Annotated in this window: 17 protein-coding genes; 2 read left to right on the top strand and 15 right to left on the bottom strand. The window is 68.9% G+C overall.

Annotation, left to right across the window (positions count from 1 at the left end; all coding sequences use genetic code 11):
* Positions 1 to 3: 3 nt before the first annotated feature.
* The 15 genes from rpsC to rfbB all read right to left on the bottom strand — a co-directional run bounded on the left by rpsC (position 4) and on the right by rfbB (position 12,329).
* Positions 4 to 846, bottom strand: a complete 843-nt coding sequence (gene rpsC, locus AMK16_RS11640) for a 30S ribosomal protein S3 (protein ID WP_008739710.1) — start codon at positions 844 to 846, stop codon at positions 4 to 6.
* Positions 846 to 1,193 (bottom strand): 50S ribosomal protein L22, encoded by a 348-nt coding sequence (gene rplV / locus AMK16_RS11645; protein ID WP_037792011.1) that lies wholly within the window; start codon positions 1,191 to 1,193, stop codon positions 846 to 848. Before rplV ends, rpsC begins: the two co-directional genes overlap by 1 nt.
* Before the next feature lie 43 nt (positions 1,194 to 1,236).
* Complete coding sequence (gene rpsS / locus AMK16_RS11650) at positions 1,237 to 1,518, bottom strand: 30S ribosomal protein S19 (RefSeq protein ID WP_008739713.1); 282 nt, start codon at positions 1,516 to 1,518, stop codon at positions 1,237 to 1,239.
* 12 nt (positions 1,519 to 1,530) lie between these two features.
* Positions 1,531 to 2,367: a 50S ribosomal protein L2 gene (gene rplB / locus AMK16_RS11655; protein ID WP_008739715.1), complete on the bottom strand. Its 837-nt coding sequence runs from the start codon at positions 2,365 to 2,367 to the stop codon at positions 1,531 to 1,533.
* 40 nt (positions 2,368 to 2,407) lie between these two features.
* Entirely contained in the window at positions 2,408 to 2,731 is a 324-nt protein-coding gene (rplW, locus tag AMK16_RS11660; RefSeq protein ID WP_073912895.1) for a 50S ribosomal protein L23, read from the bottom strand.
* On the bottom strand, positions 2,731 to 3,381 hold the full coding sequence (rplD, locus tag AMK16_RS11665; protein WP_030008466.1) for a 50S ribosomal protein L4: 651 nt from the start codon (positions 3,379 to 3,381) through the stop codon (positions 2,731 to 2,733). Before rplD ends, rplW begins: the two co-directional genes overlap by 1 nt.
* Positions 3,382 to 3,385: 4 nt before the next feature.
* Positions 3,386 to 4,030 (bottom strand): 50S ribosomal protein L3, encoded by a 645-nt coding sequence (gene rplC / locus AMK16_RS11670; RefSeq protein WP_007265899.1) that lies wholly within the window; start codon positions 4,028 to 4,030, stop codon positions 3,386 to 3,388.
* A 14-nt stretch (positions 4,031 to 4,044) separates the two neighbouring features.
* Positions 4,045 to 4,353 carry a 30S ribosomal protein S10 gene (rpsJ, locus tag AMK16_RS11675; protein ID WP_003948644.1) on the bottom strand — a complete coding sequence of 103 codons (309 nt, stop codon included), beginning with the start codon at positions 4,351 to 4,353 and terminating at the stop codon, positions 4,045 to 4,047.
* Between the two features lie 697 nt (positions 4,354 to 5,050).
* On the bottom strand, positions 5,051 to 6,871 hold the full coding sequence (locus AMK16_RS11680; RefSeq protein WP_107417107.1) for an ArnT family glycosyltransferase: 1,821 nt from the start codon (positions 6,869 to 6,871) through the stop codon (positions 5,051 to 5,053).
* Positions 6,872 to 6,877: 6 nt separating this feature from the next.
* Positions 6,878 to 8,176 carry a lipopolysaccharide biosynthesis protein gene (locus tag AMK16_RS11685; protein ID WP_073912901.1) on the bottom strand — a complete coding sequence of 433 codons (1,299 nt, stop codon included), beginning with the start codon at positions 8,174 to 8,176 and terminating at the stop codon, positions 6,878 to 6,880.
* A gap of 25 nt (positions 8,177 to 8,201) precedes the next feature.
* Positions 8,202 to 9,086 carry a glycosyltransferase family 2 protein gene (locus AMK16_RS11690; RefSeq protein ID WP_073912904.1) on the bottom strand — a complete coding sequence of 295 codons (885 nt, stop codon included), beginning with the start codon at positions 9,084 to 9,086 and terminating at the stop codon, positions 8,202 to 8,204.
* Between the two features lie 9 nt (positions 9,087 to 9,095).
* Positions 9,096 to 9,902, bottom strand: a complete 807-nt coding sequence (locus tag AMK16_RS11695; protein WP_073912907.1) for a glycosyltransferase family 2 protein — start codon at positions 9,900 to 9,902, stop codon at positions 9,096 to 9,098.
* Positions 9,899 to 10,300 (bottom strand): DUF2304 domain-containing protein, encoded by a 402-nt coding sequence (locus AMK16_RS11700; RefSeq protein WP_073912910.1) that lies wholly within the window; start codon positions 10,298 to 10,300, stop codon positions 9,899 to 9,901. The genes AMK16_RS11695 and AMK16_RS11700 overlap by 4 nt, the downstream gene beginning before the upstream one ends.
* A 143-nt stretch (positions 10,301 to 10,443) precedes the next feature.
* A complete protein-coding gene (rfbD, locus tag AMK16_RS11705) occupies positions 10,444 to 11,304 on the bottom strand; it encodes a dTDP-4-dehydrorhamnose reductase (protein WP_242438707.1) in 861 nt (286 codons plus the stop codon).
* A gap of 47 nt (positions 11,305 to 11,351) precedes the next feature.
* Positions 11,352 to 12,329 (bottom strand): dTDP-glucose 4,6-dehydratase, encoded by a 978-nt coding sequence (rfbB, locus tag AMK16_RS11710; RefSeq protein ID WP_073912913.1) that lies wholly within the window; start codon positions 12,327 to 12,329, stop codon positions 11,352 to 11,354.
* An 82-nt stretch (positions 12,330 to 12,411) separates the two neighbouring features.
* On the opposite strand from rfbB, the gene rfbA reads away from it, so the two are divergent.
* The gene (rfbA, locus tag AMK16_RS11715; RefSeq protein WP_073912916.1) at positions 12,412 to 13,287 is read left to right on the top strand and encodes a glucose-1-phosphate thymidylyltransferase RfbA; all 876 of its coding nucleotides are present in this window, start codon (positions 12,412 to 12,414) and stop codon (positions 13,285 to 13,287) included.
* Complete coding sequence (rfbC, locus tag AMK16_RS11720) at positions 13,284 to 13,883, top strand: dTDP-4-dehydrorhamnose 3,5-epimerase (protein ID WP_073912919.1); 600 nt, start codon at positions 13,284 to 13,286, stop codon at positions 13,881 to 13,883. The genes rfbA and rfbC overlap by 4 nt, the downstream gene beginning before the upstream one ends.
* Positions 13,884 to 13,885: the final 2 nt, after the last annotated feature.

The raw sequence follows: 13,885 nt of genomic DNA on the forward strand, positions 1-13,885 counted from the left end.
CGGTCAGGCCTCCGTTCCGGTGCTCTCGGCCGGAGCGGCGGCGGGAGCGTCGGCCTTGGGGGCCTCGGCACCAGCAGCCTGCTGCGGCTTGCGGCCACCACGGCCGCCGCGCTCGCCACCACGGCCACCACGGCCGGCGGGACGGTCGCCAGCGCCCTGCGCGCCACGGGCCGGGCGGTTACCCGCACGGGCCGCGGCGTTCTCGGCGCGAACCTCGGCGATGTTCTTGACGTCGCCCTTGTAGATCCAGACCTTCACACCGATACGGCCGAAGGTGGTCTTGGCCTCGAAGAAGCCGTAGTCCACGTTCGCGCGCAGCGTGTGCAGCGGCACACGACCCTCGCGGTAGAACTCGGAGCGGGACATCTCGGCGCCGCCGAGACGGCCGCCACACTGGATCTTGATGCCCTTGGCGCCGGCCTTCATCGTGCCCTGCATGCTCTTGCGCATGGCACGACGGAAGGAGACGCGGGAGGAAAGCTGCTCGGCAACGGCCTGGGCAACCAGCTGAGCGTCGAGCTCGGGGTTCTTGACCTCGAGGATGTTCAGCTGGACCTGCTTGCCCGTGAGCTTCTCGAGGTCACCGCGGATGCGGTCGGCCTCGGCGCCACGGCGGCCGATGACGATGCCCGGACGAGCGGTGTGGATGTCCACACGCACGCGGTCACGGGTGCGCTCGATCTCAACCTTCGAGATGCCGGCGCGCTCCATGCCGGACGTCATCATCCGACGGATGGCGACGTCTTCCTTGACGTAGTCCTTGTACAGCTTGTCGGCGTACCAACGCGACTTGAAGTCGGTGGTGATGCCGAGCCGGAACCCGTGCGGGTTTACCTTCTGGCCCATTACCGGGAACCTTCCTTGCTGCTGACGACCACGGTGATGTGGCTGGTCCGCTTGCGGATCCGGTAGGCACGGCCCTGCGCACGCGGACGGAACCGCTTCAGGGTCGGGCCCTCGTCCACGAACGCCTCGCTGATGACCAGCGTGGAGGCGTCCGGGTGGTTGTAGTTGTGTGCGGCGTTGGCAATGGCGCTGTCCAGCACCTTGCCGACCGGCACGCTCGCGGCCTGCGGGGCGAAACGCAGGACCGCCTGAGCCTCCGTGGCATCCATGCCACGGATAAGGTCCACCACTCGGCGGGCCTTCATGGGCGTGACGCGGATGTACCGCGCCTGGGCCCTGGCTTCCATGGTTGTCCCTTCGGTGTAAGTCATAGTCGTAACCACCCCGCCTTTAGCGGCGCTTCGACTTCCGGTCGTCCTTGACGTGGCCGCGGAAGGTGCGAGTCGGCGAGAACTCGCCGAGCTTGTGGCCGACCATCGACTCGGTGACGAACACCGGGACGTGGGTCTTGCCGTTGTGCACCGCGATGGTGTGACCCAGCATGCTGGGGATGATCATCGAGCGACGGGACCAGGTCTTGATGACGTTCTTGGTGCCGGCTTCGTTCTGGACGTCCACCTTCTTTACGAGGTGGTCGTCGACGAAGGGCCCCTTCTTGAGACTGCGCGGCATCTAAACCCGCTCCTAGCGCTTCTTGTTCGTCTTGCGGCGGCGGACGATGTACTTGCTCGAAGCCTTCTTCGGCGAGCGAGTACGACCCTCCTTCTGACCCCACGGGGAGACCGGGTGGCGACCACCACTGGTCTTGCCCTCACCACCACCGTGCGGGTGGTCAACCGGGTTCATCGCGACACCGCGGACGGACGGGCGAACGCCCTTCCAGCGCATGCGGCCAGCCTTGCCCCAGTTGATGTTCGACTGCTCGGCGTTGCCGACCTCGCCGACGGTGGCGCGGCAGCGCGCGTCGACCAGGCGGATCTCACCGGAAGGCATACGAAGGTGGGCCATCGTGCCCTCCTTCGCCAGCAGCTGCACGGAGGCACCCGCGGAACGGGCGAACTTGGCGCCACCACCGGGACGGAGCTCGATCGCGTGGATCGTGGTACCGACCGGGATGTTGCGGAGGGCCAGGTTGTTGCCGGGCTTGATGTCGGCCGTGGGGCCGTTCTCAATCCGGTCGCCCTGCTTCAGAGCCTTCGGCGCGATGATGTAGCGCTTCTCGCCGTCCGCGTAGTGCAGGAGCGCGATGCGCGCAGTGCGGTTGGGGTCGTACTCGATGTGCGCGACCTTGGCCGGCACGCCGTCCTTGTCGTGACGACGGAAGTCGATCACGCGGTAGGCGCGCTTGTGACCGCCACCCTGGTGGCGAACAGTGATCCGACCGGTGTTGTTACGGCCGCCCTTGCTGTGCAGCGGGCGAACCAGCGACTTCTCCGGCGTGGACCGCGTGATCTCGACAAAGTCGGCGACGCTGGAGCCACGACGGCCCGGGGTCGTCGGCTTGTACTTGCGGATACCCATTTCTCAGTCCTCGTCCGATTCCGGACGACTCAGGACTCCGTTAGGAGCCCTGGCCGCCGAAGATGTCGATTCGGTCGCCCTCAGCGAGGGTCACGATGGCGCGCTTGGTGTTCGCACGCTTGCCGAAACCGGTCTTGGTGCGCTTGCGCTTACCCTGACGGTTGATCGTGTTGACCCCGGTGACCTTGACCGAGAAGACCGCCTCGACGGCCTGCTTGATCTGGGTCTTGTTGGCGCCGGGCGCGACGATGAACGTGTACTTGTTCTCGTCCAGCAGCGCGTAGCTCTTCTCCGAGACAACCGGCTTGATCAGCAGGTCGCGCGGGTCAGTGAAGGTCTTGCTGGTAACGGTCGCCTCAGACATCAGGCGTCGCTCCCTTCGGTCTCATCGGCCTTGGGGCCAGACACGAAGGACTCGAAAGCGGCCTGGGTGAAGACCACGTCGTCAGAGACGATCACGTCGTACGTGTTCAGCTGGCCCGGCTCCAGGATGTGGACCTGGGGCAGGTTGCGGGCGGACAGCCACGCGGCCTCGTCGGCGCGCTCGACGACCAGGAGCAGGTTCTTGCGCTCCGAGATCTTGCCGAACAGCGTCTTGGCGGCCTTCGTGGAGGCGGCACCCTCGACCACGCCGGTGACGACGTGGATGCGGGAGTGACGCGCACGGTCCGAGAGGGCACCGCGGAGGGCGGCGGCCTTCATCTTCTTCGGGGTCCGCTGGGAGTAGTCACGCGGCTGCGGGCCGTGGACGACGCCACCGCCGACGAACTGCGGCGCACGGGTGGAACCCTGACGCGCGCGGCCGGTGCCCTTCTGGCGGTAAGGCTTGCGGCCACCACCACGGACTTCGCCACGACGCTTGGTCTTGTGCGTGCCCTGACGGGCAGCAGCCAGCTGGGCGACAACGACCTGGTGGATCAGCGGAACGCTGGTCTTCGCGTCGAAGATCTCCGCGGGGAGCTCGACGGTACCGGCCTTGTCGCCTGCCGGCGAAAGGATGTCAATGGTGCTCATTACCTCAAGCCCCCTTGGCCGCGGTACGGACCAGGACGAGGCCGCCGTTCGGACCGGGGACTGCGCCCTTGATGAGGAGCAGACCCTTCTCCGCGTCAACCGCGTGGATGGTCAGGTTCTGGGTGGTGACGCGCTCGTTACCCATACGACCGGCCATGCGCATGCCCTTGAAGACACGCCCAGGGGTGGCGCAGCCACCGATCGAACCGGGGGAGCGGTGCTTGCGCTGCACACCGTGACCGGCGCCGAGGCCCCGGAAGTTGTGCCGCTTCATGACACCGGCGAAGCCCTTGCCCTTGCTGTTGCCCGTGACGTCAACCTTGACGCCGGACTCGAACACCTCAGCAGTGATCTCCTGGCCGAGCGTGTACTCGCTGGCGTCGGAGGTGCGGAGCTCCACCAGGTGGCGGCGGGGGGTCACGTCGGCCTTGGCGAAGTGGCCCTTGAGGGGCTTGTTCACCTTGCGCGGGTCGATCTCGCCGAAGGCGATCTGGACCGACTCGTAGCCGTCGATGTCGTTCGTACGGACCTGGGTAACGACGCAGGGTCCGGCCTTGACCACGGTGACCGGGACGACACGGTTGTTCTCGTCCCAGACCTGGGTCATGCCGAGCTTCTCGCCCAGGACGCCCTTGATCTGCTTTGCCATCTTCTCGACGCCTCTCAGAGCTTGATCTCGATGTCAACGCCGGCCGGAAGGTCCAGGCGCATCAGCGAGTCAACGGTCTTGGGGGTCGGGTCGAGGATGTCGATCAGGCGCTTGTGCGTGCGCATCTCGAAGTGCTCGCGCGAGTCCTTGTACTTGTGCGGCGACTTGATGACGCAGTACACGTTCTTCTCAGTGGGCAGCGGCACCGGGCCCGCGACCGACGCACCAGTGCGCGTCACCGTCTCGACGATCTTCTTCGCCGAGGAGTCGATGACCTCGTGGTCGTAGGCCTTGAGCCGGATGCGGATCTTCTGTCCCGCCATGGCTACTCCGTAGTCCTGTCTGTATGTGGAACGCTCTGGCCCTCGATCGGCTGCGGGACGGATCCCACTGCCTCTCCTCCGACCCACGCGGTCGGGTGTGTCGCACTCCCTCTACAGAAAATTCCCATACGGAAACTCCCTCTCCAAGGGGGTGCGGTCCCAAGACCGCGCTGCGGGGGAGAAACACCCACCGAGCGCCTGGTGACCACCGTGCTGACACTTCCCAGAAGATTCCCGTACGTCCGTCCCCATTGCTGCCCCGAGAGGCAGATTAAGGACGACGAGTACTGTGGGACTTGCTTCCGGTCCTCCCGGCGGGAGGCGCGCAGCATCGGCACTCAACCGAGCAACTTGAGTAGTCTGCCATACGAGGCACGTACTGCGCCAATCGGGCCGAAGACAATACCCCGCCACGCTGCGTGGTCAAACCCCGCCGCGGGTACCCCTGCGCGGGGTGATTCCCCCGGTCAGGACGGGGGGACCGTCCCGCACCCTCCGCCTGTTGCCCGCGCTGCCGGCGTACGGTGCCTGGCGGGCCCGGTGGATGCCGGACCGGCCGACGCGTCCTTCGGTAGCTGCGGGTGCAGGTAGCTGTCGGCCGCCTCGCATGTCACGTCAACCACTCCGAGGGGTACTCGCTACGGCCGAGAGGCCCCGCACCGTGCGGCGCGGGGCCTCTCGGCCACGGATGGAGTGATTAGTCGCGTCGCCAGATCACGAAATCGTATTCCGGGACGTGCCGGTCGACGTGCCAGCCGGCCGGCGCCCTTCGCCAGCTGTCGGCCGGCGGGGCCGCGTCGTCGAAGAGGGCGAGCACGGCCACGTCGGCCTCGGTGGGCGGCTCCTCGTTCACGATCAGGGCACGGGTCCAGACCCGGCCGTCGAGCACCTCGTAGCCCAGGGTCGCCCGGGTCTCCCAGCGGAAGGCCCGGTCCATCACCAGCTGGTCGCCGGGGCGCAAGCCCGCCGTCTTGAGGAAGCCGGTGCCGTCGGCGTAGCGCCCGTCGTGGTTCGGCCGACTGACGTTGTCGGTGATCGCCACGGCCCCCCAACCGGCGAAGACCGCCAGCGCCACCGCGAACGCACCGGTCGCGAGGGCGATCCGGTGGCTGCCTCCCAGCAGGCGCAGTGCCAGCAGGACGATGAACACGATCAGGGCGACCACGGTGGTGCGCCCCGCGTGGAAGTGCTTCCAGTCCTCCGTCCCCAGGCTGGAGAGGAAGGTCGCGTCGGGCAGGCCCCACAGGACGAAATAGGACTTGGCCCACTGGTGCTGGGCCATGTGGAGCAGCACTGCCGTGAACGCCCCGGTCACGGCCACGGTTGCGGCGCCGAGGACCGCGATCTTCTTCCAGCTGCGTACGTGGTAGAGCACCGCCACCGCGACCACCACGTACACCGCGACCAGCGGGGACAGGTAGCGGGCGTAGGTGATGGTGTCGATCCGGTGGTCGTTGGGAAGGCCGGCCGCCGCCGCCAGCGCGATGCCGCCGAGGAGCGCGACCATCACGAAGGCCACCACCCGGCTGGCCCGGCTGAAGCGCGAGCTGAACACGACGAGCACGCAGACGACCAGAGTCAGCGCGCCCAGCCCCCAGGTGCTGGTCAGGAAGTACCAGATGTGCCCTACCATGCGCATGATGGTGCGCCGCAGCAGGCGGGTGTTCCCAAGGGTCTGGAAGACGGCGTTGCCGACCTCGCTCGGCTTCGCTCCGTCGATCCTGGACATCAGCCAGCTGGTCATCAGCCGCTTGGTGACGAACATGAGGGCCAGCACGGCCAGGCCGAGCACGGAGGCGATCCGCGGTGCCCAGTTGAAGACCAGTGCCACCAGCAGGACCAACCCGGTGAGCGCGATGATCACGCCGCCGCGGTCATGGGTGAGCAGGCAGTAGCCGGCCGCGAAGGCGCCCAGCAGGCCGAACCAGGTCCGGCGGCGGCGGCCGCCTTCCGACAGCAGGCCGTGCAGGCCGATCAGCCACGCCAGCACGAGGCCCGGCAGCGGGGTGTCGGCCATCCCGAACTGCGAGTAGAAGACCACTGGCGGTAGCAGCACCACGGCGCACGCGGCGACGTACGACACCGCCCGGGAGACGTCCAGCCTGCGCAGCGCCCAGTACGCGAGGGGCAGCACCAGGCAGCTGAGCAGGGCGTTGATGCCCAGCATCAGGTGGTAGGCGAAGACCGGGTCGTCGGTGATGCGCAGGGCGGGCGAGATGAGCAGCGAGTAGCCGGCCGGAAGAACCTGGTCACTGGGGATCTCGGTGGTCGACCGGCCGGCGAGCATCCTGGCCATCACCAGGTACATGGGCTCGTCGGGGTTGACCGTCGGGTAGTCCAGCTTCCTGACCAGCGACAGCCGGAACAGCATGCTGAGCACGTAGCCGACGGCCAGCGCCAGCGGCACCACCCACCGGGCGTGCCACCACATCGCCGGAGTACGGCTGTCCGCCGGCAGATCTCCTGTGGTCCGCTCCGTCTCGGGATCGACAGTCGGGTCGTGGGCCAGTCGCGTCATGAGAAGTCAGACTTCCGTGAGATGTCCGTCGAGTTGCGGTGTGGTGGTGCGGCGCGGCACGGCACCGCGCAAGGTCAGCAGCATCGCGACGGCGGTGGCCAGCGAACCGATCGCGTAGGCGAGGCCCACGCGCAGCGCGATGTCCCCGGGTACCAGCGTGATGCCGAGCAGTACCGCGGTGCCGAACACCCAGCAGGCCAGCTGGGCGCGGTGCTTGTGGAGCACCATCTGGGCCTGGCCGAGCACCATCGCCAGCATGTAACAGGTCGTCCCGACGGCGAACCACAGAAAGTCGACGCGGCCGAGCTGGCCGGTCACGGCGCGGAACAGGACCTCGATCAGCCACGGCCCGAGCAGCACGGCGGGCACGCCGCCGACGACGCCGAGCCCGAGCACCACCAGGCAGGCCTTGCGGAGCATCCGGGCGAAGCCCTGGTGGTCTCCGCCGGCCACCACGGTGGACAGGCCGGAGAGCAGCGAAGCCTGCAGCGAGCCGAAGACGAACAGCGGTATCCGGGCCAGCACCAGGGCGCTGAGCAGGGCCGAGATCAAGGCGGTGCGGGTCGGTTCGAGCAGCTGGGTGCTCATCACCGCCGCGTTGACCACCACCTGCGCCAGCAGGGTGGAGGCGGTCAGCGGCCCGAGGCCGCGGACCAGCTTTCGGGTGGGGAACACGCCGCCGGGCCGCGCCGCGCGCAGCGTCGGAGCCAGCGTGACCAGCAGGGCGATGAACGGCGCCACGACGAGGAGCAAGCCGAAGGCGAGCGCCGAGTGCAACCCGGCAACGGCGCAGGCGAAGGCCAGCACGATCCGCAGGCCGCCGTCGACCGCGAGCTGGGAGCCGTAGGCGGTGAAGCGGCCGACGCCGGCCAGGATGCCCCGCGTGAGATAGCACAGGGCCATCCCGGTGAAGGCGCCACCGAGCACGGCGACCATCTGGAGGTCACCGTGGAAGAGCCGGTCGGCGATGGGCCGGGCGAAGACGGCGAGCGCCCCGAGTACCGCGCCGAGGATGCCCCCGGTCAGCAGCCCCGCCTTCCGGAGTACCGGCGCGGCGCCCTCACCGCGCACCACGCGGGCGGCGACGATCCGGGTGAGCTCCTGCTCGATCGGGAAGAACAGGCCGATCCCGACGGACATCACCAGGGTCCACAGCACCGAGACGCTGGCCTTCTCGGCCTCGGAGAGGCTGTGCCCGGCCACCGCGAGGTGAATGTAGGAGGCGGCGCCGAGTACGGCGGTGCCCCCCGCGACCATGGCGGTCCCGGGGGGCAGGGCTTTGAGCAACTTCGCTATCGGGTTCATCCAGTGGCTTTCATCGGCCGCACGCTCAGCGCGTGGCGTGGCGGAGCATGGCGCTGACACCAGCCCGGCCGGCGTGCTTCACAGCGCCGGGCAGCAGGGTGACCGCGTGCAGCCGGGAGGAGAGGTGCAGTCGGGAGACCTTGGCCGCACGCGACCAGCCGTGCCGGTCCAGGCGGTCGGCGGTCTCCACGAAGAAGCGCTTTGCCTCCTCGAAGCGGTGGCCGGTGTAAGCCTTGGCGGAGGACTCGCTACCGGCATGCCGGCGGTAGCTGAAACAGACCTCCGGCGTGGTGGCCAGGCTCTCCCCCGCCACCAGCAGGTCGACGACCAGGGCGAGGTCCTGGATCACGCCCAGGTCGGCGCGGAAGCCGAAGCGCTTGACGGCCTCGGTGCGCCAACAGATCGACGGGAAGTACAGCCAGTTGCCGCGCAGCACGCTGACGGCCAGCTCCTCGCCGCCGAGCAGGGCCCGGCCGGGGCCCTTGGGGGAGTACAGCTTGCGCTTGGTCCGGTCGACCAGGGTGTCGTACTCCCGGCCGTCGGTGCCGATCACCAGGACGCCCGGCTGGATCATCGCGGCGGTCGGCTCGCGGTCGGCCGCAGCCCGGACCACCTGCAGGTAGTTCGGGTGCATGAGGTCGTCGCAGCCCATGAGTACCAGGTACTCGTACTCGGCGAGCTCGGCGCAGCGGTTGAAGTTGCCGGTCACCCCGAGGTTGCGCTCGTTGCGGAAGTAGCGGACGCGGGCGTCCGCCAGCGCCTCGAACCACTCGGGGACGCCCGGCTCGCGGCCGTCGTCGACGACGGTGAGGCGCCAGTCGTCGCCGTCCTGGGCAAGGACGCTGCGAACGGCGTCTTGCATCAGCGCGACGTCTCCGTAGTACGGCAGAAGGATCTCAAAACGCGACATGCTCTCCGCCTATGCCTTGGTCAGCTCGCGGGCGACCAGCTCGGCAGTGCGCTGCTGGAAGGCGGCGTACGCCGGGGTGCCGGGCGTGAACGTCTTGAGCTCACCGGGCATCCGGCGGATCATCGCGAGCAGCAGCACGAGGCCGGCTCGGGTGAGGTAGACCATCGCCCTGAACGGCGAGGCGCTCGGCCGGCCGGTGGTCCGTTCGCGCATCGCCACGGGGATCTGGCGCACGGTGAAGCCGGAGCGGGCGGCGCCGACCATGGACTCGATGGTGTCCCCGAGGTATTCCACGGGGTACCAGCGGGCGAAGAACTCTATGAGTGGCCGGTTGCAGGCACGGAAGCCCGAGGTGGTGTCGGTGAGCTTGGTCCGGGTGATCCGCGACAGCACCACGGACAGCAGCGACATCGCCCATTTGCGCGGTCCGCGCACCGTGTAATCGCCGTCGCCGGCGAACCGGGCGCCTATGACGAGGTCGGCGTCGCCGACGGCGAGGCGCTCCAGCAGCGCCGGCACGTAGGCGGGATCGTGCTGACCGTCGGCGTCCACCTGGATCGCCACGTCGTAGCCGTGCTGCTGCGCGTAGCGGTAGCCGAGCCGCATCGCGCCCCCGACACCGAGGTTGAAGGGCAGCTGGGCGACGGCGGAGCCGGCTGCCCGGGCCACCTCGGCGGTGTTGTCCGCCGAGCCGTCATCGACCACGAGGGTGTCTACGTAGGGCAGTTGCTGCTGGATCTCGCGCAGGACGGAGGGCAGTCCGTCCTCCTCGTTCCAGGCGGGAAGAATGATCAGAACGCGACGACCGTCGTTCACGACTTCACCTGTGCCTCAGGGGCGCCGGAATCCTCCGCGCGCGGCGACGTATTGGGGTAACCGCCCTGCTGGACGAGGTGCGCGCGGATCAGCGCGACGTCCTCCGCCAGGGTGCGGGTCTCCGCCTCCAGCCGACTGGTCTCCCAGCTGAGGTGCAAACTCACCAGCAGGACCAGGACGAACCCGACGAAAAGCACCAGGCTCACGCCGGATGCCACGCCCAGGCTCCTTGCCACCGGGTCCAGCACGTGGGGGACGAACCCGAGCGGGGCGACCAGCAATCCGATCGCGAGCCATATCGCCGCGTACTTCTCCCGTAGTTGCTGGCGGCGCAGCAGCTCAAGGATGTACCCCAGCACCAGAAGACCGGTGATGGAGGTCAGAACGGAGAGTCGCACAGCGGACGGCGCCTTTCGCGCGAAGGGGCCAACATCTTTATAGGAGAAGCATATGGCACGGCGCATGACGTCAACGGGGCCCGAAAGGCTGCCTCCCGGGCCCCGGCAACGTCGCGCGTGTGTAAGCGATCAGCCTCGACGGCTCACTTCGTGGAGGGGAGTCTCAGCAGCTCAGCGAAGGCCGGACGGGTGAGCGCCTCGGCGAGCTGCGCCCGCCAGTCGGGCAGCGGTTCCAGCCCGGCGGCCGACCAGCCGTCGTGAGCAAGGACACTGAAGGCCGGGCGCACGGCGGGGCGGACGAACGCCGCGGAGGTGGTCGGGCGGATCCGCTCGGGGTCCAGCCCGCTCAGCCGGTAGGTCTCGCGGGCCAGGCCCAGCCAGGTCGTCCGGCCGCTCGCGGTGCCGTGGTAGACACCGCCGGGGGCGCGGCCGTCGAGGGCGGCGCGGCCGAGCTCCACCAGGCGGCGGGCGAGCGCGTACGACCAGGTGGGCTGGCCGTGCTGGTCGTCGACGACGTCCAGGGTGTCGCGCTGGGCGGCCAGCTTCAGCATGGTGGCGACGAAGTTCGGGCCGTGCTCGCCGTACAGCCAGGCGGTGCGGACCACGAAGCCGTCCTGCGGCAGCAGTTCGGCGACGGCCAGCTCGCCGGCCAGCTTGGAGCGGCCGTAGGCGTTGACCGGGCCCGTGGCGGCGTCCTCGCGGTACGGCTGCGCGGCGTCGCCGGGCAGCACGTAGTCGGTGGAGACGTGCAGCAGGCGTGCGCCGGCCGCGGCGCAGGCCCCGGCCAGGACGCGGACGCCGGTGCCGTTGACGGCGGTGGCGGCCTCCTCGGCGCTCTCCGCCCCGTCCACGTCGGTCCAGGCGGCGCAGTTGACGACGACGGCGGCGCCCTGGACGGCGGCGCGGACCGCCGCGGGGTCGGTGATGTCGAGGTCGGCGCGGCGCAGACCCACGGCGTCGATGCCGGCGTCCTTCAGGACGGCCAGGACGTCCTGGCCGAGCATCCCGGCGGCGCCGGTCACGAGCCAGCGCGTGGCCCCGGAGTCGGCGCTCACTTCTGCAGCGCCGCCTTCGCCTTCAGCGGCTCCCACCAGGCACGGTTGTGCCGGTACCAGTCGATGGTGGCCTTGATGCCGTCCTCGAAGGTGACCTGCGGGGCGTAGCCGAGCTCGGAGCCGATCTTGCTGATGTCGATGGAGTAGCGCAGGTCGTGGCCCTTGCGGTCCTCCACCTGCTCGACCATGTCCCAGCCCAGGCCCGCGGCTTCCAGCAGGACGCCGGTGAGCTCCTTGTTGGTGAGCTCGGTGCCGCCGCCGATGTTGTAGACCTCGCCGGCGCGGCCCTTGCGCATCGCCAGGTCGATGCCGCGGCAGTGGTCGGACACGTGCAGCCAGTCGCGCACGTTGCCGCCGTTGCCGTACAGCGGGACCTTCTTGCCGTCCATCAGGTTGGAGACGAACAGCGGGATGACCTTCTCCGGGAACTGGTAGTGCCCGTAGTTGTTGGAGCAGCGCGTGACCACCACGTCCATGCCGTGGGTGCGGCTGTAGGCCAGCGCCAGCAGGTCGGAGGACGCCTTGGACGCGGAGTAGGGGGAGTTCGGCACCAGCGGCCACTCCTCCGTCCAGGAGCCCTCGCTGATCGAGCCGTAGACCTCGTCGGTGGAGATGTGGACGAAGCGGCCGACCCCGTGCTTGCGGGCGGCGTCCAGCAGGACCTGGGTGCCCACGACGTTGGTCATGACGAAGGGGCCGGCGCCGGCGATCGAGCGGTCCACGTGGGACTCGGCGGCGAAGTGCACGACCACGTCGTGACCGGCCATCACCTGGTCGACGGCGTCGGCGTCGCAGATGTCGCCCTTGACGAAGGTGTATCCGGGGTGGTCTGCGACCGGTGCGAGGTTGGCTTCGACGCCCGAGTAGGTCAGCTTGTCGAAGACGGTGATCCTCGCCGAGGCATCTGCGCCGAGCTGCTGGCGGACGAATTCTGAACCGATGAAGCCGGCGCCGCCGGTCACGAGGATGCGCATAATACGAAGAGTCTAGCGGGCTGCCGAACGTCACATGCCCTGAGCTCGGCTCCCCCGCGCCCTCTCGCATAGGGTTCTCCCCATGCGTGGAATCCTCTTGGCCGGTGGCACCGGATCACGACTCTGGCCGCTGACCCGGGCAGTCTCGAAGCAGCTGCTGCCCGTCTTCGACAAGCCGATGATCTACTACCCCCTCTCCACCCTGGTGATGGCGGGCATCAGCGAGATCCTGATCATCACCACCCCGGACGACCGCGACCAGTTCGAGCGACTGCTCGGCGACGGCTCGCAGTTCGGCCTGCGGCTGGAGTACGCCGTCCAGGAGCGCCCCGAAGGCATCGCCCAGGCCTTCGTCCTCGGCGCCGACTTCATCGGTGACGACTCCGTGGCCCTGATCCTCGGCGACAACATCTTCCACGGCAGCGGCCTCGGCACGCGCCTGGCCCAGCACACCGGTTCCAAGGGCGGCCGGGTCTTCGCGTACCCGGTGGCGGACCCGACGGCGTACGGCGTGGTGGAGTTCGACGAGAAGGGCCAGGCCATCTCCATCGAGGAGAAGCCGGCCGAGCCCAAGTCCCGCTACGCGGTGCCGGGTCTGTACTTCTACGACAACCAGGTCGTGGAGATAGCCCGCGGGCTGAAGCCCAGCGCCCGCGGCGAGCTGGAGATCACGGCCGTCAACGACGCCTACCTCCAGGCCGGCGAACTGAACGTCACCATCCTCGACCGCGGCACCGCGTGGCTGGACACCGGGACCTTCGTCTCGATGGTGCAGGCCTCGGAGTTCGTCCGCGTCATAGAGGAACGCCAGGGCTTCAAGATCGGCTGCGTCGAGGAGGCCGCCTGGCGGGCCGGCCTGATCGATTCCGCGCAGCTGCGCGCGCTGGCCGAGCCCCTCACCAAGAGCGGCTACGGCGACTACCTGCTGACCCTGCTCGACGAGGAGAGCGCCCGGTGAAGTTCCGTGAGCTCTCCATCGAGGGCGCCTTCGAGGTCACCCCGCAGCTGCACGGCGACCCGCGCGGCTTGTTCACCGAGTGGTACCGCTTCGACAAGCTGTCCGAGGTCGTCGGCCACCCGCTGAACCTGGCGCAGGCGAACCTCTCGGTCTCCTCCGCGGGCGTGGTCCGCGGCATCCACTTCGCCGACGTCCCGCGCGGCCAGGCCAAGTACGTGAGCTGCGTACGCGGCGCCGTCCTCGACGTCATCGTCGACCTGCGGGTCGGCTCCCCCACCTTCGGCACGTGGGAGGGCGTCCGCCTCGACGACACCGACCGCCGCGCGGTCTACATCCCCGAGGGCTTGGGCCACGGCTTCTGCGCGCTGAGCGACGACGCCACGCTCTCCTACCTGTGTTCGGAGACGTACAACCCGACGGGTGAGCACTCGGTGCACCCGCTCGACGCCGACCTGGCCATCGAGTGGCCGGCGGACGTCCCGCTGCTGTCCGCCCGCGACGAGGCCGCGCCCTCGCTGGCCGACGCCATCGCGTCGGGGCTGCTCCCCGACTACGCCGCCTGCAAGGAATTCACCGAGTCCCTCCGCGTGAGCTGAGC

The organism is Streptomyces sp. CB00455, assembly GCF_001905445.1.
Classification (GTDB): Bacteria; Actinomycetota; Actinomycetes; order Streptomycetales; family Streptomycetaceae; genus Streptomyces.